Source organism: Actinoplanes subglobosus, assembly GCF_042650585.1.
GTDB classification, from domain to species: Bacteria; Actinomycetota; Actinomycetes; order Mycobacteriales; family Micromonosporaceae; genus Actinoplanes; species Actinoplanes subglobosus.
Map to the genome: position 1 here is coordinate 617,306 of NZ_JBHSBL010000017.1, position 21,238 is coordinate 638,543.

The window sequence follows — 21,238 nt, forward strand, 5'->3', positions numbered from 1 at the left end:
GCCCGCGGGCAGCGCCAGTTCCGGGAGATTTGCGAGAATTGCTACTTTTGGGTGGTACCTCTTGGAGTAAGTCTCGGAGGTGACCGCATGAAAGCACCACTGCCCGACAACGAGATCGAGCGGCTGGCCGCCCTCTACTCGCTCGACATACTCGACAGCCCCCCGGAAAAGGACTTCGACGACATAGTCGCACTCGCCGCGGGTGTCTGCGAGGTGCCGATGTCAGCGGTCAGCCTGGTCGACGCCGACCGGCAGTGGGCGAAAGCACAGACCGGCACGGAGGTGGCGGAGACCTCACGCGACGTCTCGTTCTGTGCCCACGCCATCCTCGGCCGCGACCTGATGCTGGTGCCGGACGCCCGCGAGGACGACCGGTTCGCTGACAACCCGCTGGTTACCGGGGAGCACGGTGTCCGCTTCTACGCCGGAGCGCCGCTGCTCACCACCGACGGATTCGCCCTCGGCACGCTCTGCGTGATGGACACCAGGCCCCGGCGGCTGGACGTGGAGCAGCAGCAGGCACTACGGGCCCTGGCCCGCCAGGTGACCGCCCAGCTGGAGCTCCGGCGGTACGCGTTCGCCCTGGCCAACACGACGGCCCGGCTCCAGGAGCTGGAGCGCCGCAAGGACGACCTGGCCGGGCTGGTCGGCGGAGAGCTGCGGTCGTCGCTACGGCTGATGTCGGCGTACCTGGAACGGCTCGGCGACACCGGCTACCACGACGTCGAGATGGCCGATCTGGTCGCCCGGGCCACGTCGGCGCACGTGCGCGGTTTCCGGGAACTGATCGACCACCTGACCACGATGGCCGATGCCGGGCTCGGCGGGGAGAGCCTGCACATGCGGCAGTGTGACCTGACCCGGGTCACCCAGCGGGCGGTCGAGGCGGTCCGGCCGATCGCCGCCAGCAAGCACATCTGGATCCTCAACCAGGCGGGCGGCCCGTCGCTGCCGATCATCGCCGACCCGGTGCGCCTCGAACAGGTGCTGACGCACCTGCTCTTCGCCGCGGTCAAATACACCCCGGAGGGCGGCCGGGTCCGGGTCGGCACGGAGATGGAGTCCGGCCCGACGGTACGGCTGGACGACATGGACCTGCCGGACGGGATGCGACCCGACCTGTTCCCGCACCTGTATTACGGCGCGATCGCCAACCCGGCGGACGTGCCCGGCCCGGACCGCGGGCTGGCCGTGGCGAAGCGGATCCTGGACGCCCACCACGCCACGGTGGCCCTCTCCGACCGTCCGGGCGACGGCACCTCACTGCACGTCGTGTTCCCGTACGCGTCGATGGACCCGGCCGAGCTGATCCGGGATCTGGCGATCGCCTGAGTGCAACGCCCGCCCGTCCCCGGTCGGCTGCAGTTCGGCCGGGGACGGGCTTGCGGGCCTCTTCTGAGCCGGTACCCGGACCTGCACCGCGGCCGGCGGTGCCGCCAGTCCGGCCCGGTTGAGCTTGTGCCAGCGCAGCCGCCCGCCGGTCAGCGCCGTGGTCGCCGACTGGAGCAGGACCAGATACATCAGCTGCCGGTACGCGAACTGCTGCAGCGGGAGTTTGAGCAGAGGCTTGAGGGACTCCCGGTCCATCCGGAAGGCGACCGCGGCGGTGAACAGCTGGAGAGCCAGCATGCCCAGCCAGGCGATCGCGGTCTCCTCGAGTTCCCAGAAGACCAGGCCGTACACCAGCATGATGTCGACGACCGGGGCCAGCATCGGCAGAGCCAGCCCGAAAAGGGCGAGGAACGGCAGACCGACCCGGCCGAACCGGCCGGACGCCCCGGAGTCGGAGAGCGCCTTGCGGTGCTTCCACATCGCCTGCATTGTCCCGTAGCTCCACCGGTACCGCTGCCGGTACAGCTGCTCCATGGTGGTCGGCGCCTCGGTCCAGGCGCGGGCGTTCTCCTCGTAGACGACCCGCCACCCGGCCCGGCACAGCGCCATCGTGACGTCGGTGTCCTCGGCCAGCGTCTCGTCGCTGACCCCGCCGACCTCGGCGAGCGCCGTCCGCCGGAACGCGCCGATCGCGCCGGGCACCGTCGGCATGCAGTTCATCACCTCGTAGAGGCGGCGGTCCAGGTTGAAGCCGATCACGTACTCGATGTGCTGCCAGAGCGCGACGGTGGTCTCCCGGTTGCCGACCTTGACGTTGCCGGCCACCGCGCCCACCGCCGGATCGGCGAACGGCTGGACCAGCAGCCGCAGCGCCTCGGGCTCGAAGATGGTGTCGCCGTCGACCATGACGATCAGGTCGTGCCGGGCCATCGCCACGCCGGTGTTGAGCGCGTTCGGCTTGCCGCCGTTGGGGACCCGGACCACCCGCACGTTCGGCAGCCGCATCCGGTCGACCAGGTCGGCGGTGCCGTCGGTGGAACCGTCGTCGACCACCACCACCTCGATCTCGGTGTGGTCGCCGGAGGCCAGAGACCGGACGGCGGCCTCGATGCCCTCCTTCTCGTTGTAGGCGGGCACGATCACCGACACCGGCTCGGTGACCGGGGGACCCCACGTCCAGCCGGGCTTGCGGCGCTGCCGGGCGTGCCGGGTCGCGAGCAGGAGGAGCAGCAGGGTACGGCCGATGGTGAGGAGCCCGACCACGAGGAAGAGAACGGCGATCACGGCCACCATGCCGTCGGCGAGGCCCACGGTCCACAGCACGGCCAGGCCCCGCCACGCGTCGCCGGCCGGCGCGTCCGGGTTGAGCGGCAACGGGCTGAGCGCTTCCGTACCGGTCTGTGCGGCGATGCCTAGATTGAGGCCCTCGGTGACGGTGGTGAACCGGTAGCCGCGGGCCTTCATCTGCGGAATGAACCGGTCGAGGGCCGCGACGGTCTGCGCGCGGTCGCCACCGGCGTCGTGGAACAGGATGACCGCGGACTGGTCGCCGGCCGGCGTGGCATCGGCGATGATCTTGTCAGGCCCGGGGCGCTGCCAGTCGTTGCTGTCCGTGTCGTTGACCACGACCAGGTAACCGAGGGCGCCCGCCTCCTTGATCAGTCTCCAGTTGACCTCGTCGATCGCCGCGTTCTTCGACGAGTAGGGGAACCGGGCCAGGTTGGTGCGGACCCCGGTGGCCCGGGCGATCGCCATCTGGGTCTGCGACAGTTCGAGCTCCCGGCGCCAGGGAGCGAGCCGCTGCATGTTGGGGTGCGTGAAGGTGTGCAGGCCGAGCTCGTTGCCGTCGTCGACGACCTGCCGGGCGACCGCCGGGTTGCGGGCCACCTGGGAGCCGACCACGAAGAAGGTGGCGTGCGCGTCGTGCCGGCGCAGCACCTCGAGCACCTTCGGCGTCCACTCCGGATCGGGACCGTCGTCGAAGGTGAGCGCGATGGTCCGGTCCGGCAGCCGGGTGGTGCTCTCCTGACCGCCGGTGGTGTTGATGATCGGGCCGCCGCGCAGGATCGCCGGCGGGACCCCGGCCTGGTCGCCGACCTCGTCCTGGATGTGGTCGCCGGTGAACTCGGCGTTGATGTAGGCCTGCACGACCAGGACGGCGATGAAGAACCCGGCGAGCACCGAGCCGAGCAGCACCCGCGGGCGGGGCAGCACACGCCGCCGTGCCGGGCGGGCCGGGGCGGCGCTCACGGTACGGACGGCGGGACGGGCCCGCTGGAGGTCGGCGTGGGTTCGGGGTGCTGGCTCTCCGTCACCGAAGCGGTCGGTTTCACCGGCGCGCTGCTCGAACTGGCCGACGGTGTGGGTGTCGTCCTGGCCGACTTCGTCGGTTTGACCGACGCCGTGGCCGAGGTCGAGGTGACGGGCCGGGGCTGCTCGCCGCGCCCACGGGTGGCCGACTCGACGATCTGCCGGGCCGGCGTGATGATCGGGGTCGGCTCCGGGGTCGGCGATGGCCGTGGCTGCGGCTTGTCCTCGCCTTCCTCGTCGTCGAGCCCGGGTAACGGCAGGACGGCGCTGGAACTCACCGGCCCGCCGGCGAGGCTGATGCTGATCAGCCCGCCGTAGGCGACGAGGAGGATGCCGAAGGCCAGCGCGACCCGACGAAGGAGCCGGCTGCGCCGGCCGGTCGAGTCCACGAACACCGGAGCGGCTTCCGGTACGGCGATGATTTCCGTCTCGGGTGTGTCCGGATCGGTGTCGTGCGAGGTCTGGGGCTCCTGCGAAGTCACGCGGCGAGCTTATGAACATTTATTGCGATCTTGGCACGAATCACTCACAAGGGGGACCGGCGACTGATCACATGAAATGGGACTAAAGGTATTTGGCCCGGTGGGGCCGGGTGTGCTCGTCCCGCACCGCCATTTCGTTGAGCAGTGGTGCGGCGTGGGGGCGAAAGAGGTTACGTGGCTCTGCGGGCAATTTGCTGTCGCATTCCCGACTCATTTATCGAGCATTTTTCGCAAACCGATTTGCCCGCTTCAGGTGATTGAGCTGACTTGTCCGTATCGCTGGGATGGTGGGAGCGACACGACAATCTCGTCGGACCAGCCGTTGTGCCGGACATCTCAGCTCGTTAAGCTCTCCTTGCGCGCCCCAATCGCCCGCTTCCCCCGTGGCAGGCGATCGGGGCGCGCCCTTGCGTTCAGCGCCTTTCCGTGCAGTGCCGCCGCTTGCCGGCGCGCGGGATTGGTCGGCGGGTCTGCGAACCGCCGACGAATCCCGACCGCGGCGGCCGGCTAGATCCAGCGCCCGCCCAGCCACATCCGCACCGACCAGTCGTCGTAGGGCATGGTCGTGCCCACGAAGATCGGGTGGAAGTAGGCGAAGCAGAGCGCGACCAGGGCGACATAGGTAGCCACCACGACCGTGCCCACCAGTTGCCGGTCGGTCCGCGCGGTGCCCGAGGTCATCCCGCCCGCCGGTGTCATGATCGCCCCGAGGACGTAGACCACCGCCAGGATCAGGAACGGCAGAGCCGGCATGGCGTAGAAGGCGAACATCGTGCGGCCGTCCTTGACCGCGAAGTAGAACCAGGGCAGCAGGCCGGCCACCACGCCGGTCATGATCGCGTAGGCCCGCCAGTCGCGCCGGGCCACACCGAACCAGGCCATCACGCCCAGCGCGGGCAGGAACGACCACCACAGGATCGGCGTGCCGACGAGCAGGATCTCGGCGGCGCAGCTGGCCGCACCGCAACCGGCCGCGGAACTCCAGTAGAACGCCACCGGCCGCCCCAGCAGCAGCCACTGCCACGGCCACGACTGATAGGTGTGCTTCTGGGTGAGTCCGGTGTGGAACTTGAACGCTTCCTGGTGGTAATGGATCAGGTTCTGGATCGCGCCGATGACCGGCGGCTCGCTCCACCCGTTGTCGGCCCGGTAGTGCCGGAAGTAGCCGTGGTCAGTCACGAACCAGCCGGTCCAACTGGCCAGGTAGACCACGACGATCAGGGCGAAGGTGAGCAGCAGCCAGCCGATGTCCCCGAGGATCCCGGCGATGATCGGGCCGCGCACCCCGGCCGAGCGCCGGGCCTGGGCCCGCCAGACCATCACCATCACGGCGAAGAACGGCGCGAAGAACAGTGCACTCCACTTGACGCTGCACGCCATGCCGAACGCGACACCGGAGACGAGCAGCCACCACGGGATGATCCGCGGGATGTGCGGTGTCGCCGACGGGTCGTAGCCGTTCTCCAGGGCCCGCTGCCAGCTGCGCCGGTAGTGGTCGCGGTCGAGCACCATGGCGGCGAACGCCATCAGGATGAACAGCCCGACGAAGATGTCCAGCAGCGACGTGCGCGACAGAACCATCTGGAAGCCGTCGAGGGCCATCAGGAGGCCGGCGATCCCGGCCAGCACGATCGAGTGGAACAGCCGGTAGGCGACCCGGATGAAGATCGTCACCATCAGGGTGCCGGCCACCGCGGTGGAGAAACGCCAGCCCATCTCGGTGTTCTCGAAGATCATCTCGCCGAGCGCGATGAGCCACTTGCCGAGCGGGGGATGCACCACGTACGCGGCGCTGTCGATCTTCTCGTCCCACTCGACGCCGTGCTGGAGCATGTCCCACGCGTCCGTCGGGTAGTACACCTCGTCGAAGATGTAGCCCTTGGGCCGGTCGACCCCGGCGAACCGCAGGATCCCGGCGACCACCGTGATGATCACGGTGACCAGCCACGAGTAGGGGTCGAAGCTCCGGTCCAGCGTCGACAGGCGCCGCCGGACGATCTCTGGGATGGCACGCACACCCGGGGACGACTCCGCCTCGGCCGGGGAGTCCGCGGTGGTGAGTTCTGTCTCAGCTGTCGCCGCCGTCGTCACCCCGCGATCGTAGGCCCATCCCCTGAGAACGGATGCCCACCGTCGGCGCGTCCTGTCATGTGATGGACTTTTCGGATGCCTGATGCAGAAGAAGCCGGCGGACGGGTCGTGCTCGTGGGCGCCCCGCTGGGCAACACCGGCGACGCCTCGACCCGGTTGCGTGAGGTCCTGACCTCGGCGGATGTCGTCGCAGCGGAGGACACCCGGCGTCTGGCGAGGCTCGCCCGGGACCTCGGGGTCACCGTGGGCGGGCGGATCGTCTCCTACTTCGAAGGCAACGACGAACGTCGTACCCCCGAGCTTGTCGAAGCCCTGCGGTCCGGCGCCGTCGTCGCCGTGGTGACCGACGGCGGCATGCCGAGCGTCTCCGATCCCGGATATCGGCTGGTCCGCGCCGCGCTGGACGCCGGTTTCCCGGTCACCGCCGCGCCCGGGCCGAGTGCCGTGACCACCGCACTGGCGCTCTCCGGCCTGCCCAGCGACCGGTTCGTCTTCGAGGGTTTCCTGCCGCGGTCCGGTTCCGGGCGCCGCAGCCGCCTGCGTGAGCTCGCCGCCGAGCCGCGGACACTGGTCTTCTTCGAGGCGCCGCACCGGATCGTCGGCGCGCTGGAGGACCTGACCGCGATCTTCGGCGCGGACCGGCAGGCGGCGATCTGCCGGGAGCTGACCAAGACCTATGAGGAGATCCGCCGGGACACGCTGGCCGCGCTGGCGGCCGGTGCCGCCGCCGACCCGCCGCGGGGTGAGATCACCCTGGTGGTGGCGGGTGCGCCGGCCGGTCCGGCGGCTGTGCCGGACGACGACGAGCTGCGGGCCGAGGTGGCCGGGCGGGAGGCGGCCGGCGCGTCCCGGCGGGACGCCATCCAGCAGGTGGCCGACGCGCACGGGCTGCGCAGGCGTGAGGTCTACGCCCTGGTCCACGCGCCTCAGTAGGCGGCGATCAGGAACCCGCCCAGCATCGCCAGCGGGCCCAGGAAACTGGCGATCGTCGCCCCGCGCCGGGCCGGCCGGGACGGCAGCCGCCGTGCCCCGGTCGTCTCGGCGATGCCGTAACCGCAGATCAGTACGAAGAGGAAGCCGAGACCCCAGCGCAGGTGCACCAGCGGCCCGGTCGACGACGCGTAGGCCTGGTCGCTGCCCGGCCCCACCATCCGGGCCGGTGAGACCGCGCCCGGGTGGCGGCGGTCCCCGGCGACGCCGAGCAGCGTCACCGGGGCGACCGAGAAGTCCTCGGCGGCGAACTGCCCGACGCACCGCTGGGCCAGCCCGGTCCCCCGGCATTGCGCGGTGACGGCGTACCCCCGGTCGCCGTGCCCGACGGCCAGCCAGAACGGTTCCGCGCTGACCCAGCCGAAGAACGCCGCCACCAGGCTCAGCACGATCAGGCAGAGCAGCGCGCGCAGCGGATTGTCGGCCGGTGGGCGACGCCGGGGTACGGGTGCCGGGCCGGCCTGTTCGTCGGCGGCGGCCCGTTCCTCCTCGCTCATCCAGAACGGCGAGTTCTCCAGCCGCGCCTCGACCTCGGGCGCGGCCCGTACCTCGGCCGGTGGCGGGCTGCCGACGGGCCGGGCCGCCGGTTCGATGATCATGAGCTCGCCCGCCGTGGCCAGTCGCTCGGTGTCCTGCTCGGCGAGATGCGCGGTGAGGTCGCGGGCGCCGGCCGACCGGGCGGCGACGACCGGGAGCCCGGTGGGCGGGGTGGGGGCGCCGGCCGTGTCGCGCCACCAGGCGGTCTCCGGCTCGGGCGGCGCCCACGGGTTGCCCTGGTCGTGGGGCGTTTCCCCTGGCTGAGGCGGGTTTCCGGTCACCTTCCCATCTAACGCCGCGGGCCTGCGCGGATCACGTCAATGATCGGGCGTGTCGGGACAAATCGGCATGTAGGTGCGGCGGGCGGCAATCCGTTCGCGGGCCGCCGTGAGCGGTCACTACGCTTGTACGTCATGAGTCACGTTCTCGCCGCGGTCGCCTGGCCCTACGCCAACGGCCCGCGCCACATCGGTCATGTCTCCGGCTTCGGGGTGCCCTCCGACGTTTTCAGCCGGTACATGCGGATGGCCGGCCACGACGTGCTCATGGTGTCCGGCACCGACGAGCACGGCACCCCGATCCAGGTGCAGGCCGACGCCGACGGGGTCACCCCGCGTCAGCTCGCCGATCGGTACAACCGGGTGATCGTGGAGGACCTGCACGGCCTGGGTCTCTCCTACGACCTCTTCACCCGGACGACCACGCGTAACCACTACGCGGTCGTCCAGGAGTTGTTCGAGGGGCTGCACCGCAACGGCTACATCGTCGCCCGGACGACGCTCGGAGCGATCTCCCCGTCCACCGGCCGGACCCTGCCCGACCGTTACATCGAGGGCACCTGCCCGATCTGCGGTTACGACGGTGCCCGCGGCGACCAGTGCGACAACTGCGGCAACCAGCTCGACCCGGAGCAGCTGGTCGGCCCGCGGTCCCGGATCAACGGCGAGACCCCGCAGTTCGTCGAGACCGAGCACTTCTTCCTCGACCTGCCGGCGTTCGCCGAGGCGATCGGGGGCTGGCTGGACCGCCGGGAGAACTGGCGTCCCAACGTCCTCAAGTTCTCCCGCAACCTGCTCGACGACCTCCAGCCCCGGGCCATCACCCGCGACCTGGAGTGGGGCGTCCCGATCCCGCTGGACGGCTGGCGCGACCGCAACGACAAGCGCATCTACGTCTGGTTCGACGCGGTCATCGGCTACCTGTCGGCGTCGATCGAGTGGGCCCGCCGCACCGGTGACCCGGAGGCGTGGCGGCAGTGGTGGTCGGCCGACGCGCAGGGCAAGGACGCGCTCGGCTACTACTTCATGGGCAAGGACAACATCGTCTTCCACTCGGTGATCTGGCCGGCCCTGCTGCTCGGCTACTCCGGCGAGGGCGACAAGGCGGGCACCGCGGGTGACCTGGGCCGGCTCAACCTGCCCACCGAGGTCGTGTCCAGTGAGTACCTGACGATGGAGGGCAAGAAGTTCTCCTCCTCCCGCCGGGTGGTCATCTACGTGCGCGACTTCCTGGAGCGGTACGACGCCGACGCTCTGCGCTACTTCATCGCCGCGGCCGGTCCCGAGTCCAACGACACCGACTTCACCTGGGCCGAGTTCGTCCGGCGCAACAACGACGAGCTGGTCGCCGGCTGGGGCAACCTGGTCAACCGGTCGGTCTCGATGGCCGCGAAGAACTTCGGCGAGATCCCGGCGGCCGGCGAGCTGACCGATGAGGACCGCGCGGTGCTGGCGGTCGCGCGGGCCGGTTTCGCCACGGTCGGCGAGCTGATCGGCAAGCACCGGCAGAAAGCGGCGATCGGTGAGGCGATGCGGGTCGTCGCCGAGGCCAACAAGTACCTGTCGGAGCAGGCCCCGTGGAAGCTGAAGTCCGAGGAGGACAAGCCGCGCCAGGCCACCGTCCTGCACGTCGCGCTCCAGGTGGTCAGTGACGCCAACACGCTGCTGACCCCGTTCCTGCCGCACTCCGCGCAGAAGGTGTTCGAGCTGCTCGGCGGTGCGGGTGTGCACGCCCCGATGCCGCGGATCGAAGAGGTCGAGGACCTCGACGGCGGCCCGGCGTACCCGATTCTCACCGGCGACTACACCGTCGGCACCCGCTGGGAGTCGGTGCCGCTGGTCGCCGGCACCCCGCTGGCCGCGCCGAAGCCGGTGTTCCGCAAGCTCGATCCGTCCGTAGTGGACGAGGAGCTGGCCCGCCTCGGCGGCGAGGAGTCCTGACCCCGACGATCAAATGCATTGATCCCCCGTGGCGCGGCAGGTAAATTATCCGCGCCACGGGGGAACGGGGGCGTTTCATCGGTGCGGGTTCGTAACGACCGCTCAGCTCCTTCGTGTGGCGATCACCCCTCGAAGGAGTTCTGTGAAATCACGTTTCACCCTGCCCGTCGTGGCCGCCGTGGTCGGCGGCACGATGCTGGCGGGTTCGCCGGCTCACGCCATCCCGGGGGCGCCCGACGCGCCGACCGGCAAGAACCCGCAGACTGTCACCGAGCAGTCCGCGACCACTCTGGACACCGTCGACCCGGGGACGGGCACCACTGACCCGGGCACCGGCACCACCGACCCCGGGACGGGCACCACCGACCCGGGCACCGGCACCACCGACCCCGGTACCGGCACCGCCGACCCGGACACCACGGCTCCGACCGGCTCGTTCCGGATCAGCTGGACCTCGGTCTGGACCGGCCAGGCGGTCACCGTCGTCCAGGACGCCGGCGAGTTCAGCGACCCGGTCGACGCACAGAGCACCCTCTCGCGCGTGGTGAACTGGGGTGACGGCACCAGCACGGTTCTCAGCCCGACCACGTTCACCGCCACCAAGGCGTACAGCAAGGCCGGCAACTTCCAGGTCACCGTGACCGTCACGGACCCGGCCGGCAACAACTCGGCGATCCCGCCGCGGACCGTCGCGGTGACCGCGCCGGCCGGTGGGATCTCGCTGAACAAGAAGTCCGTCTACCAGGGCGCACCCTTCAACATCAAGATCACCAAGGTGCCCGCCGGTGCGAAGACGTACCGGATCGACTGGTCCGACGGCTCGGTCTCCACGCACTCCGTGGCGACGCGCGCGCTCAACGGTGCCTACCTCCACTACTACTGGAAGTGGGACGCGGCCAAGAAGAAGTGGGTCCGTAACGGCACCGGCCGGATCACCGGGGTCCGGGCGCTGAAGGTCGCGTGGGGCAACGACAAGGGCTACTCCACCTTCCAGACCGGCGCGTCCATCAACGTCGTGAAGGACGGCTGGAAGCCCACCGTCTCGATCAAGAAGCCGTCGCCGTCGAACAAGGCGAGCGCCTGGAAGACGATCCGCGGCACCGCCACCGACAAGGGCTCCGGCCTGCGTCACGTCGGCGTCACCGTCTTCCGGGTCACCTCGACCGGTAAGGCCTACTGCCTGACCCCGCAGAAGAAGTGGAAGCGTTACTACACCGACGCGGACGTCAACAAGTACTGCTACGCCACCGGTTACAAGGTCAAGGTCGTGAACGGCAAGTGGTCGCTCAAACTGCCGGCCGGCATCGCCCGCAACCAGTTCGTCGCGGCCGAGATCTGGGCGTACGACCGGGCGGACAACTACCGCACCACGTACCGCACCGGCAAGCTCACCCGTAGCTGAGCCGAAACGAGACGATGCCCGTCGAGCGAGAGCTCGGCGGGCATCGCCGTGTCAGAAGCCGGAACTCGGAAGCCGGAACTCGGAAGCCGGACTCAGAGGTCGTAGACGATCTCCGCGATGTGGTGGTCGGTGATCTCGCCGATCGGCGCCCACGCCTCGTAGATGCCCCGCTCGTAGCACCGCGCCCCGACCGCGTTGATCGTGTCCGCGTCCGGGCGCAGCAGCCGCAGCCGGGCCCACGTCTCGTCGCGCTGGAGCACCCAGCACGGCACACCCCGCCAGCGCGCCTGCTCGGCCCGCCGGGACAGGGTCTGCACCGGATAGCGCGCGGCCCGGGTCAGCGCCCGCACCCGGAACTCGCCGGGCGGGTCGGCGACTGCCTCGTACTCGTTGCTGTCGATCCGCCCGACCAGTCGCGACGACGCCGCCGCGGTGCACGGCACGTACTCCCGGTCCGGGCTGCCGCCGGGGATCTCGGACAGCAGGTCGCGCCAGCGCGGGCCGGCCAGCCGCAGCCATCCGTGCTGTTCCGGCTGGTACGTGTAGAGCACCACCTCGTCACCGCCCGGCAGGTACGCCAGCAACTGCGCGTTCGCCGGCAGCGGCAGGTCCGCGAACCCGGCCGTCACGTACTCCGGGATCAGGTCGTCGGTGCTCGGGCTGAACCCGGTGCCGAGCACCATGGCCCCGATCCGCGAGTGGCCCGGCAGTCCGGGCAGTCCCGGCTGCGCCGCACCGGCCGGCACCTCGTAGTCGATCGGGTCGACGGCCCGCCAGCGCAGCGCGAACGTGACGTGGTCGTCGGTCATCCCGTCGGTGCGCAGCAGGCCCAGATCACGGGGTTCGCGCAGGTGGGCGATGTCGCACGAGCGGTAGCAGAAGCCGTACGGCAGCCAGCCGCCGAGATGGCCCGCGACCTGGGCCGGGGAGAGCACCTTCGTCATCCGGGTGCCCCGGCGGATCGCGGCCGTCGCCCGGATCCGGCGCAATTCGGCGTCGTCCCGGTAGCCGACGGACTGGCTCATCGACTGCACCTGCTGCCAGTTGAGGTCCCGGCGGAGCGGTGCCATCAGGGGTGGGTCGAGCGGGTCGGCGCCCAGTTCGCTGTCCTCACCGGTCACGGTCACGGGCCGCAACCTAAGTGACCACGGTGGATATCGGATGAACTCCCGGTTACCGGAAAACTCGGCGTGCAGAATGTCTCACATGCCTTCAGCACCCTCCGGTCAGTCTCCTTCAGACCGCCGCCGCGCCAAGGAGTCCCGCCGAGCAGGCGAGTTCCCTCCGGCGCCGGAGCCGCTCGCGGTCCCGGTCTTCGACAGTCACACCCATCTCGACCTCACGATCCAGGAGGCCGGTGTCACCGGAGAGGGTGACCCCATCGATGTCCTGATCGCCGCCGCGGCCAAGAGCGGCATCGATCGGCTGATGCAGGTCGGGGTGGACGTCGACTCGTCCCGCTGGGGCGCCGACCTGGCCGACCGCAACGATGCGGTGCTGGCCGCGGTCGCCCTGCATCCGAACGAGGCGCCGCGTCTGTCCGACCTGGACGAGGCGCTGCGCCGGATCGAGGCGCTGGCCGCCCGCCCGCGGGTCCGTGGTGTCGGCGAGACCGGGCTCGACACGTTCCGGACCGGCGAGGAGGGCCGGGCCGCCCAGGAGGAGAGCTTCCGCGCACACATCGCGATCGCCAAGCGCCACGGCAAGGCCCTGATCATCCACGATCGGGACGCCCACGCCGATGTGCTCCGGGTGCTCGACTCCGAGGGCGCGCCGGACCGGGTCGTGCTGCACTGCTTCTCCGGCGACGCCGAGTTCGCAGCCGCTTGCGTCCGCCGCGGCTACTACCTCAGTTTCGCCGGCACCGTCACCTTCGCCAGCGCCGCGAACCTCCGCGAGGCGGCCGCGATCACCCCGCCCGAGCAGATGATGGTCGAGACCGACGCGCCCTACCTCACGCCGACGCCGTACCGGGGCCGTCCCAACGCCTCGTATCTGATCCCGATCACCATGCGGGCTCTCGCCGATGCCTCCGGCACCGATCTCGACACTCTCTGTGCCACGATCTCCGCGAACGGCGACGAGGTCTTCGGTCCCTGGTCCTGAGACCCCGATGTGGTACGGCCAGCCAGCACCGCCGAAAATCGGGACAGTCCCGGAACTACACCGCGACACCGCAACCATCCCGGCCGAAACGCGACCGCCGGGCTGGTTGCGTGGTCCCGCCTCAGTCGGTGATCACCCAGGCGGCCACCCCGAGGAGGCGACTGAGCTGCTCGAGCTGGGTGGCGAAGGTGGTGGGCGCCGCGTTCAGCGGACCGCGGGAGACCATCCGCACCGCCCACCGATGGCCGGGCGCCACGTTGTAGATGCGATGGACCAGCAGACAGCCCCGGGGATCGGGCTCCACCGAGGTGACACCCCGATACCACCACTCGCCCTGCAGGGACACCGAACGGGCGGCGCGGTCGACGGTCACCGTCATCCGGCTGCCCTCGAGGATCACCACGAACTCGTCGCCGTCGTCGTGGTCGATCGTGCCGGTGATCGCCAGCGGGGACCGGCCGCCGGGCCCGACGTCCAGCAGCACGGCGGCGACCGCGTCGGGGGAGGCCTCCACCACTCCACGCAGCTCCAGCAACTCCGTCATGAACCCTTCCTACCCGGCGGTGTCCAGTGGCCCGGGCCGGCCACCGTAGGCTCTGGCCATGGCGGAATCACTTCTCGGCCCGGCGGAGATCCGGGAGCTGGCCGCGCGCCTCGGCGTCGCGCCGACCAAGAAGCTCGGCCAGAACTTCCTGCACGACCCCAACACGATCCGGCGGATCGTCGCGGCGGCCGGGCTGCGCCCCGACGACGTGGCACTGGAGGTCGGGCCCGGGCTCGGCTCGCTGACGCTGGGCCTGGCCGCGGCGGCCCGGCACGTGCACGCCGTGGAGATCGACCCGGTCCTGGCCAAGGCGCTGCCCGAGACGGTGACCGTGCCCCACCTGACCGTGCATCTGGCGGACGCGCTCAGGATCAGCGGTGACGCCTTCGACCCGGCGCCGACCATGCTGGTGGCGAACCTGCCGTACAACGTGGCCGTGCCGGTCGTGCTGCACCTGCTGGCCGAGCTGCCGTCGCTGCGCGGCGGCCTGGTGATGGTGCAGAAGGAGGTCGCCGACCGGCTCGTCGCCGGCCCCGGCTCGAAGGTGTACGGCGTGCCCTCGGTCAAGCTGGCGTGGTATTCGGAGGCGAAAGCGGCCGGCAAGGTGCCGCCCGCGGTGTTCTGGCCGGTGCCCAACGTGGACTCCGGGCTGGTCGCCTTCACCAGGCGGGAGCCACCCGCCGGAGCGGCCCGGGCCGACGTGTTCGCCGTCGTGGACGCCGCGTTCGCCCAGCGCCGCAAGACGCTGCGGGCGGCCCTGGCCGGCTGGGCCGGTGGTCCCGCCCGGGCCGAGTCGGTGCTGCGTGCGGCCGGGGTGAGCCCGCAGGCTCGTGGTGAGTCACTGACCGTCGGCGAGTTCGCCGCGATCGCCGCGGCGGCGAAACTGTCGGTGCCCGGCGGTAAGCTCAGCCCGTCCGGCACCGAGCCTGAGGAGGTGGACTCATGACAGCCGAACCGGTCGGCCCTGTCGTGTGGGCCCCCGACCCTGTCAAGCAGAGGAATGCCGGTCACACGATCGAAGACGTTCTGGCATTGCCAGACGAGGCCCCGCGCGTGGAGTTGTCGGACGGAGTCCTGCTAGTGGTTCCTTCACCCTCCGCCCGCCACCAGAGACTCACCTGGCGACTGGCGAGTTGGCTGGAGCAGCACGTTCCCGAGGGTTTCGAGCCGCAGATGGCGGTGGGCGTGGTGGTCGACCACACCAGCACCCTCGAGCCCGACGTGCTGATTCTGCACAGCCCAGTCGACCCCGACCACCACTTCTTTCAACCCGAGCAGGTGGCTGTCGTTGTCGAGATCGTCTCCCCGGGGACGAGGAGGCGTGATCGGTTCGAGAAGCCGGGCATCTATGCCGCGGCCGGGATCCCACACTTCTGGCGCATCGAGTTGAACCCGGTGCATCTCCACGTCTACGACCTGGTCGACAGTCGATACGAGCTGGTCGCGGATTCGGCCGACGAGGTTTTGCTGACGAGGCCTTTCGAGGTCCGGCTCCCGATCCGGGAACTCGGTTCGTGACGGAGGCCTGGGGTCCGGACGATGACGAGCCTCGTCCGCATCGGGGCCCGGTCAAGGTGCGCGTGCCGGCCAAGATCAATCTGCATCTCGGCGTCGGTCCGCTGCGCCCGGACGGCTATCACGAGCTCAACACCGTCTATCACGCGATCAGCCTGTTCGACGAGCTGACCGCCCGCCGTGGGGACACCCTGACCCTGACCATGGAGGGCGAGGGCACCGGTGAGCTGGAGCTCGACGAGAGCAACCTGATCATCCGGGCGGCCCGCGCGCTGGCCGCCCGCGGGCGGGTCCCGGCCTATGCGCGGTTGCACCTGCGCAAGAGCATCCCGCTGGCCGGCGGCCTGGCCGGGGGCAGCGCCGACGCGGCCGCCACCCTGATCGCCTGTGACCTGCTCTGGGGCCTCGGCATGTCCCGTGACGAGCTGGCCGAGGTGGGTGCACAGCTCGGCTCGGACGTCCCGTTCCTGCTGCACGGCGGCACCGCCCTGGGCACCGGCCACGGCGAGGCGGTCAGCCCGATCCTGGCCCGGCCGACGACCTGGCACTGGGTGGTGGCGATCGCCGACGGCGGCCTGTCCACCCCGGCCGTCTATCGCGAGCTCGACCGGCTCCGGGCCACCGACCGGCCGGCCCCGCCGGTGCCGCTGGGCGGTCCCGATCAGTTGATGGCCGCGATGCGCCAGCGTGACCCCGAGGTGCTCGGCGCGGCCCTCGGCAACGATCTCCAGGCCGCCGCGCTGTCGCTGCGCCCTCAGCTCGCCGACGTGCTGAAAGCCGGCCAGGAGGCGGGCGCCATCACCGGGATCGTCTCCGGCTCCGGCCCCACCTGCGTCTTCCTGGCCGCCGACGCCGCACACGCGCAGGAGGTGGCCGCCGAGCTCACCGCGGCCAAGGTGTGCCGGGCGGCGGTCACCGCCCGCGGGCCGCAGCCGGGCGCGCGGGTAATCTAGGCGTCATCGTGGCCAACATCATCAACCTGGACCGGGTCAGCAAGGGTTATGGAGCTGCCGGTCAGCTGCTCACCGACGTGTCTCTGGGGCTGGACGACGACGCCCGCATCGGCATCGTCGGTCTCAACGGCGCAGGTAAATCGACCCTTCTCCGCATGCTCGCCAAATCCGAGGAGCCGGATTCCGGCCGGGTGACCCATCGCCGTGATCTGCGCGTCGCGTCGCTGCCGCAGTCCCTCACCCTCGCCGGCGAGGCGACCGTCCGTGACGTCGTGCTCGGCACCGCCTGGCTGCCGCAGAGCATGGGCGCCGAGCACGAGTGGGCCGGCGACGCCGGGGTCCGCACGATCCTCGACGGCCTCGGCATGGGCTACCTCGGCCTGGACACGCCGGTCGGCCCGATGTCCGGTGGCGAGCGCCGCCGTGTCGCGCTGGCCGCGCTCCTGGTCCGGGAGAGCGATCTGCTGATCCTCGACGAGCCCACCAACCACCTCGACGTCGCCGGTGTCGACTGGCTCGCGAAGCACCTGCTGACCCGCCGGGGCGCGCTGCTCGTGGTCACCCACGACCGCTGGTTCCTCGACGCCGTCTGCACCATGACCTGGGAGGTCGTGGACGAGCAGGTGCACACCTACGAGGGTGGCTACGCCGCCTGGATCCTGGCGCGCGCCGAGCGTCAGCGGGTGGCCGCGTCCATCGAGGCCCGCCGGCAAAATCTGCTGCGCAAAGAGATCGCCTGGCTGCGCCGAGGCCCGCCGGCACGGACGTCGAAGCCGAAATTCCGGATCGACGCGGCCAACGAGCTGATCGCCGACGTGCCACCGGTGCGCGACCAGGTCAGCCTGCAACGCCTGGCCACCACCCGGCTCGGCAAGCAGGTCTACGACCTGGAGACGATCGAGCTCAAGGCCGGCCCGAAACCGATCTTCCAGGATCTGACCTGGCAGGTCGGCCCGGGCGACCGGATCGCGATCCTGGGCGCCAACGGGGCCGGCAAGACCACCCTGCTGCGCCTGCTCGCCGGGATCACCGAGCCGGCCGGCGGCCGGCTGGTCACCGGTTCGACGGTGCGGCCGGCGTTCCTCTCCCAGGAGTTGAAGGAGCTGCCCGGCCACCTGCGCCTGCTGGAGGCGGTGGAGGAGGTGGCCAAGCGGGTCAAGCTGGGCGACCGCGAGCTTTCCGCGGGCCAGCTCGCCGAGGTGTTCGGGTTCACCGACAAGCGGATCTGGACACCGGTCAGCGATCTGTCCGGTGGCGAGCGGCGCCGTCTGCAGATGCTGCGCCTGCTCGCGACCGAGCCCAATGTGCTGTTGCTCGACGAGCCGACCAACGACCTGGACACCGACACCCTGGCCTCGCTGGAGGACCTGCTGGACTCGTGGCCCGGCACGATGGTGGTGGCCAGCCACGACCGCTATCTGGTCGAGCGGGTCACCGACAAGGTGTTCGGCATGTTCGGCGACGGACGGCTGGTGCATCTCCCCGGTGGGATCGACGAGTACCTTGCCCGCGTCACCACTCCGGGTGCTCCGGGCGTACCGGCGAAGGTCTCTGCCGGATCGTCGCCGGCCGCAAGCGGGCTCTCCACCGGTGAGCTCCGCCAGGCGAAGAAGGATCTGGCCCGGCTGGAGCGGCAGATGGAGAAACTGTCCGACCGCGAGGCCAGGATCAACGAGAGTCTGGCCGAGCACGGGAGCGACTACGACAAGCTCGTCGAGCTGGAAGCCCAGCTGAAAGCCGTTCAGCAGGAGAAAGCCGAAACCGAGGAGGCCTGGCTCGAACTCGCCGAGCAGGTGTCCGAAAGCTGATCCGGGGGGTGTGCCTGCGCCGCTTGTCGGGGATACGCGAGAATCTGCTCGAAGAACACCTGACCTTGGAGACGGAACCATGGCGCACACCCCGGTCAATCACCCGCTTCGGCCGATCTACCGGATCGTCGGCTTCGTCGTCGGCGCCTACCTGGTGGCGTTCGGGATCATCGGCTTCATCTCGACGTCGGGCGAGGCCTTCAGCGGCCCCGGCGTGCGGGCGCTCGGCCAGGGCAGCAACGTCCTGTGGTCGATCATCTCGCTGGCGCTCGGCGCGCTGGTGCTGCTCGGCACCGTGGTCGGCCGCAACATCGACGCCGCCGTCGATCAGTACCTGGGGTGGGGCCTGCTGGTGCTCGGCAGCTACTCGCTGTGTGTGCTGCGCACCGACGACGTGAACATCTTCGGGTTCACGATGTCCACCGTCGTCGTCACCTACCTGGCCGGTCTGCTGCTGATCACGGTCAGCCTCTACAGCAAGACCGCGCCGCAGTCGCAGGCCGGCGCGCCGCGTCAGGTGCGCGAGGGCCGTACGGCCTGATCGAGGGAATTCTCCGGCCGCGCCGGGTCCGCTCTCAGCGGACCCGGCGCGTCTGCAATCCGGGCCGGGGTTCCAGGTGGGACAACCCGTTCCAGGCGAGGTTCACCAGGTGCGCGGCGACCATCTCCTTCCGGGGCTTTCGTGCCTCCCGCCACCACTGCCCGACGAGGGCGACCATTCCGACCAGCGCCTGTGAGTAGAGCTCGGCGAATTTCGGGTCCAGCCCCCGGCTTTTGAACTCGGCGCCCAGAATGTGTTCCACCTGATGGGCGACATCGTTCATCACACTGGAGAAGTTTCCGGACGCGGAGAGCACCGGCGAATTGCGGACCAGCACCTGGAATCCGTGCGGCTCCTCGTCGATGTAGTCGAGCAGCGCCAGCGCCGCCTGCTCCAGCAACTCCCGGGGGTGACCGGCGGTGAGCGCGGTGGCGATCCGGTCCAGCAGTGCTCGCACCTCACGGTCGACGACCACCGCGTAGAGGCCTTCCTTACCGCCGAAGTGCTCGTAGACGACAGGTTTCGACACCTTGGCCCGGGCCGCGACCTCCTCGACGCTGGTGGCGTCGAACCCTCGCTCGGCGAACAGCTGCCGGCCGACGGTGATCAACTGCTCCCGGCGCTGGGCGGCCGGCATCCGGACCCGTCTCTGCCTGTCGTTCGCGTCGCCGTGCTCTGTCACCCGGCTCATCCTGCCAGCCCCGGCTTGTCGTCAAGGCGACAGGCTTCGTCCGCTTATCGCGATCGTGGAGCGGGACGCTAGTCTGTCCCCAGCAGCTTTCGGCCGTGGTGTAATTGGCAACACCTCTGGTTTTGGTCCAGATGTTCCGGGTTCGAGTCCTGGCGGCCGAGCAATTTCTGTGGTGAGCCCCGATGGCCTCGGGTGGAGATCACACCACCCACGCAAAGATTCCGATGCGATCGATGGAGAACCGCGTGAGCCAGGCCCCCAGCCGTACCGTCGTCGTCCTCGCCGCCGGTGAGGGCAAGCGGATGAAATCGGCGACGCCCAAGATGCTGCAGCCGCTGCTCGGGCGTACTCTGCTCGGTCACGTGCTGGCCGCGTCGGCGGCGATCAAGACCGACCGGACCCTGGTGGTCGTCGGGCACAAGGCCGACGAGATCACCGCGTTCCTGGCCGGGGCCGCGCCTGACGCGACCCCGGTCCTGCAGGCCGAGCAGAACGGTACGGGGCACGCCGTGCGTATCGCGCTGGACGCGGCACCCGACCTGGCCGGCACGGTGGTGGTGCTCAGCGGGGACGTTCCGCTGCTGCGCCCGGAGACGCTGGAGGCGCTGCTCGCCACCCACGAGCGGGCCGGTGCGGCGGCGACCGTGCTGAGCGCCGAGGTCGAGGTGCCGGGCGGGCTGGGGCGGATCGTGCGGGGGGCCGACGGCAACCTGGAGCGGATCGTCGAGGCCAAGGACGCCACCGAGCCCGAGCGCCGGATCCGTGAGATCAACTCGGGGATCTACGCGTTCGACGCGGCGCTGCTGCGGGAGGCGCTCGGCAAACTGTCCACCGACAACGCCCAGGGCGAGGAGTACCTGACCGACGTCTTCGGGATCATGGCCGCCCAGGGGCATCCGGTGGCGATCGAGGTGGCCGAGTTCGCGTGGGAGACGCTGGGCTGCAACGACCGGGCCGAGCTGGCGAAGCTTCGGGTGCTGATGCGCGATCGGGTGAACGGGGCGTGGATGCGGTCCGGTGTGCTGCTGCTGGACCCGGCGACCACCTGGATCGATGTGACGGCCACGCTGGAGCCCGATGCGGTCGTCGACCAGAATTCGCAGATCCTCGGCTCCAGCTCGGTGGCGACGGGTGCGGTGATCGGTCCGGACACCACGTTGATCGACACCACTGTGGCCGCCGGCGCGACGGTGCTGCGGACCCATTCGATCGGCGCGTCGGTGGGACCGGCCGCGACCGTCGGGCCGTTCTCGTTCCTGCGCCCCGGTACCCGCCTGGCGGCGAAGTCCAAGATCGGTGGCTTCGTCGAGGCGAAGAACGCCGAGCTCGGCGAGGGTGCGAAGGTGCCGCACCTGACCTATGTGGGCGACGCGACGATCGGCGCGAAGGCCAACATCGGGGCGGGGACGATCTTCGCCAACTACGACGGGGTGCGGAAGAGCCACACCACCGTCGGGGAGGCCGCGTTCGTCGGGTCGGATTCGGTGCTGATCGCGCCGGTGGAGATCGGCCCGGGGGCGTACGTGGCGGCGGGCAGTGCCGTCACCAAGGATGTTCCGGCCGGGAACCTGGGTGTCACGCGGGCGCAGCAGCGGAACATCGACGGGTGGACGGTGCGTAAGCGGCCGGGCACCGCGTCGGCGGCTGCCGCGGAGGCCGCGGATATCACCTCTGACCAGGAGTGATCCAGCCGGGGTGAGCCATCCCACCCGAGGGC

At 70.2% G+C, this 21,238-nt stretch carries 18 protein-coding genes and 1 tRNA gene; 12 read left to right on the plus strand and 7 right to left on the minus strand.

Features of this window, described 5'->3' with window-relative positions; all coding sequences use genetic code 11:
• The first annotated feature begins 87 nt into the window (after window positions 1-87).
• Window positions 88-1,332 carry a GAF domain-containing sensor histidine kinase gene (locus ACFO0C_RS20855; protein ID WP_378068307.1) on the plus strand — a complete coding sequence of 415 codons (1,245 nt, stop codon included), beginning with the start codon at window positions 88-90 and terminating at the stop codon, window positions 1,330-1,332.
• Here the strand turns inward: ACFO0C_RS20855 and ACFO0C_RS20860 are convergent.
• From ACFO0C_RS20860 to ACFO0C_RS20870, 3 genes are all read right to left on the minus strand, one after another.
• Window positions 1,261-3,582: a bifunctional polysaccharide deacetylase/glycosyltransferase family 2 protein gene (locus ACFO0C_RS20860; RefSeq protein ID WP_378068308.1), complete on the minus strand. Its 2,322-nt coding sequence runs from the start codon at window positions 3,580-3,582 to the stop codon at window positions 1,261-1,263. The genes ACFO0C_RS20855 and ACFO0C_RS20860 overlap by 72 nt on opposite strands.
• Window positions 3,579-4,124 carry a hypothetical protein gene (locus ACFO0C_RS20865; protein WP_378068309.1) on the minus strand — a complete coding sequence of 182 codons (546 nt, stop codon included), beginning with the start codon at window positions 4,122-4,124 and terminating at the stop codon, window positions 3,579-3,581. Before ACFO0C_RS20865 ends, ACFO0C_RS20860 begins: the two co-directional genes overlap by 4 nt.
• 507 nt (window positions 4,125-4,631) lie before the next feature.
• Window positions 4,632-6,215, minus strand: coding sequence for a dolichyl-phosphate-mannose--protein mannosyltransferase (locus ACFO0C_RS20870; RefSeq protein ID WP_378068310.1), 1,584 nt, complete (start codon window positions 6,213-6,215; stop codon window positions 4,632-4,634).
• 75 nt (window positions 6,216-6,290) lie between these two features.
• Between ACFO0C_RS20870 and rsmI the strand changes: the two genes are divergently transcribed.
• The gene (gene rsmI / locus ACFO0C_RS20875; RefSeq protein ID WP_378068311.1) at window positions 6,291-7,148 is read left to right on the plus strand and encodes a 16S rRNA (cytidine(1402)-2'-O)-methyltransferase; all 858 of its coding nucleotides are present in this window, start codon (window positions 6,291-6,293) and stop codon (window positions 7,146-7,148) included.
• On the opposite strand, the gene ACFO0C_RS20880 is transcribed toward rsmI, so the two are convergent.
• Entirely contained in the window at window positions 7,142-8,023 is an 882-nt protein-coding gene (locus tag ACFO0C_RS20880) for a hypothetical protein (protein WP_378068312.1), read from the minus strand. The two genes, rsmI and ACFO0C_RS20880, sit on opposite strands and share 7 nt — an antisense overlap.
• A gap of 132 nt (window positions 8,024-8,155) precedes the next feature.
• Here ACFO0C_RS20880 and metG point away from each other — a divergent pair, with 132 nt between their 5' ends.
• Both metG and ACFO0C_RS20890 read left to right on the plus strand, forming a co-directional pair.
• On the plus strand, window positions 8,156-9,961 hold the full coding sequence (metG, locus tag ACFO0C_RS20885) for a methionine--tRNA ligase (RefSeq protein WP_378068313.1): 1,806 nt from the start codon (window positions 8,156-8,158) through the stop codon (window positions 9,959-9,961).
• A gap of 142 nt (window positions 9,962-10,103) precedes the next feature.
• Complete coding sequence (locus ACFO0C_RS20890; protein WP_378068314.1) at window positions 10,104-11,363, plus strand: PKD domain-containing protein; 1,260 nt, start codon at window positions 10,104-10,106, stop codon at window positions 11,361-11,363.
• Between the two features lie 92 nt (window positions 11,364-11,455).
• Here the strand turns inward: ACFO0C_RS20890 and ACFO0C_RS20895 are convergent, their stop codons facing one another.
• Window positions 11,456-12,490, minus strand: a complete 1,035-nt coding sequence (locus ACFO0C_RS20895) for a hypothetical protein (protein ID WP_378068315.1) — start codon at window positions 12,488-12,490, stop codon at window positions 11,456-11,458.
• A gap of 79 nt (window positions 12,491-12,569) precedes the next feature.
• On the opposite strand from ACFO0C_RS20895, the gene ACFO0C_RS20900 reads away from it, so the two are divergent.
• Entirely contained in the window at window positions 12,570-13,469 is a 900-nt protein-coding gene (locus ACFO0C_RS20900) for a TatD family hydrolase (RefSeq protein WP_378068316.1), read from the plus strand.
• 121 nt (window positions 13,470-13,590) lie between these two features.
• Here ACFO0C_RS20900 and ACFO0C_RS20905 read toward each other — a convergent pair whose 3' ends face one another.
• Window positions 13,591-14,013 carry a hypothetical protein gene (locus ACFO0C_RS20905; protein WP_378068317.1) on the minus strand — a complete coding sequence of 141 codons (423 nt, stop codon included), beginning with the start codon at window positions 14,011-14,013 and terminating at the stop codon, window positions 13,591-13,593.
• A gap of 58 nt (window positions 14,014-14,071) precedes the next feature.
• On the opposite strand from ACFO0C_RS20905, the gene rsmA reads away from it, so the two are divergent.
• From rsmA to ACFO0C_RS20930, 5 genes are all read left to right on the plus strand, one after another.
• The gene (gene rsmA / locus ACFO0C_RS20910) at window positions 14,072-14,959 is read left to right on the plus strand and encodes a 16S rRNA (adenine(1518)-N(6)/adenine(1519)-N(6))-dimethyltransferase RsmA (RefSeq protein WP_378068318.1); all 888 of its coding nucleotides are present in this window, start codon (window positions 14,072-14,074) and stop codon (window positions 14,957-14,959) included.
• Entirely contained in the window at window positions 14,956-15,531 is a 576-nt protein-coding gene (locus ACFO0C_RS20915; protein ID WP_378068319.1) for a Uma2 family endonuclease, read from the plus strand. Before rsmA ends, ACFO0C_RS20915 begins: the two co-directional genes overlap by 4 nt.
• The gene (locus ACFO0C_RS20920) at window positions 15,528-16,481 is read left to right on the plus strand and encodes a 4-(cytidine 5'-diphospho)-2-C-methyl-D-erythritol kinase (RefSeq protein ID WP_378068320.1); all 954 of its coding nucleotides are present in this window, start codon (window positions 15,528-15,530) and stop codon (window positions 16,479-16,481) included. Before ACFO0C_RS20915 ends, ACFO0C_RS20920 begins: the two co-directional genes overlap by 4 nt.
• A gap of 8 nt (window positions 16,482-16,489) precedes the next feature.
• Window positions 16,490-18,289, plus strand: coding sequence for an ABC-F family ATP-binding cassette domain-containing protein (locus ACFO0C_RS20925; protein WP_378068321.1), 1,800 nt, complete (start codon window positions 16,490-16,492; stop codon window positions 18,287-18,289).
• Between the two features lie 79 nt (window positions 18,290-18,368).
• Window positions 18,369-18,830, plus strand: coding sequence for a DUF4383 domain-containing protein (locus tag ACFO0C_RS20930; protein WP_378068322.1), 462 nt, complete (start codon window positions 18,369-18,371; stop codon window positions 18,828-18,830).
• Window positions 18,831-18,864: 34 nt separating this feature from the next.
• Here the strand turns inward: ACFO0C_RS20930 and ACFO0C_RS20935 are convergent, their stop codons facing one another.
• Window positions 18,865-19,467, minus strand: coding sequence for a TetR family transcriptional regulator (locus ACFO0C_RS20935; protein ID WP_378068526.1), 603 nt, complete (start codon window positions 19,465-19,467; stop codon window positions 18,865-18,867).
• Window positions 19,468-19,610: 143 nt separating this feature from the next.
• Here ACFO0C_RS20935 and ACFO0C_RS20940 point away from each other — a divergent pair.
• Both ACFO0C_RS20940 and glmU read left to right on the plus strand, forming a co-directional pair.
• Window positions 19,611-19,682, plus strand: a tRNA-Gln gene (locus tag ACFO0C_RS20940).
• An 84-nt stretch (window positions 19,683-19,766) separates the two neighbouring features.
• Complete coding sequence (gene glmU, locus ACFO0C_RS20945; RefSeq protein WP_378068323.1) at window positions 19,767-21,206, plus strand: bifunctional UDP-N-acetylglucosamine diphosphorylase/glucosamine-1-phosphate N-acetyltransferase GlmU; 1,440 nt, start codon at window positions 19,767-19,769, stop codon at window positions 21,204-21,206.
• Window positions 21,207-21,238 lie beyond the last annotated feature (32 nt).

Coding starts and splice junctions, on each gene's coding strand:
- ACFO0C_RS20855 (WP_378068307.1), top strand. CDS start 88: ATGAAAGCACCACTGCCCGACAACGAGATCGAGCGGCTGGCCGCCCTC.
- ACFO0C_RS20900 (WP_378068316.1), top strand. CDS start 12,570: ATGCCTTCAGCACCCTCCGGTCAGTCTCCTTCAGACCGCCGCCGCGCC.
- ACFO0C_RS20935 (WP_378068526.1), bottom strand. CDS start 19,467: ATGCCGGCCGCCCAGCGCCGGGAGCAGTTGATCACCGTCGGCCGGCAG.
- rsmI (WP_378068311.1), top strand. CDS start 6,291: ATGCCTGATGCAGAAGAAGCCGGCGGACGGGTCGTGCTCGTGGGCGCC.
- ACFO0C_RS20930 (WP_378068322.1), top strand. CDS start 18,369: ATGGCGCACACCCCGGTCAATCACCCGCTTCGGCCGATCTACCGGATC.
- metG (WP_378068313.1), top strand. CDS start 8,156: ATGAGTCACGTTCTCGCCGCGGTCGCCTGGCCCTACGCCAACGGCCCG.
- ACFO0C_RS20905 (WP_378068317.1), bottom strand. CDS start 14,013: ATGACGGAGTTGCTGGAGCTGCGTGGAGTGGTGGAGGCCTCCCCCGAC.
- ACFO0C_RS20915 (WP_378068319.1), top strand. CDS start 14,956: ATGACAGCCGAACCGGTCGGCCCTGTCGTGTGGGCCCCCGACCCTGTC.
- rsmA (WP_378068318.1), top strand. CDS start 14,072: ATGGCGGAATCACTTCTCGGCCCGGCGGAGATCCGGGAGCTGGCCGCG.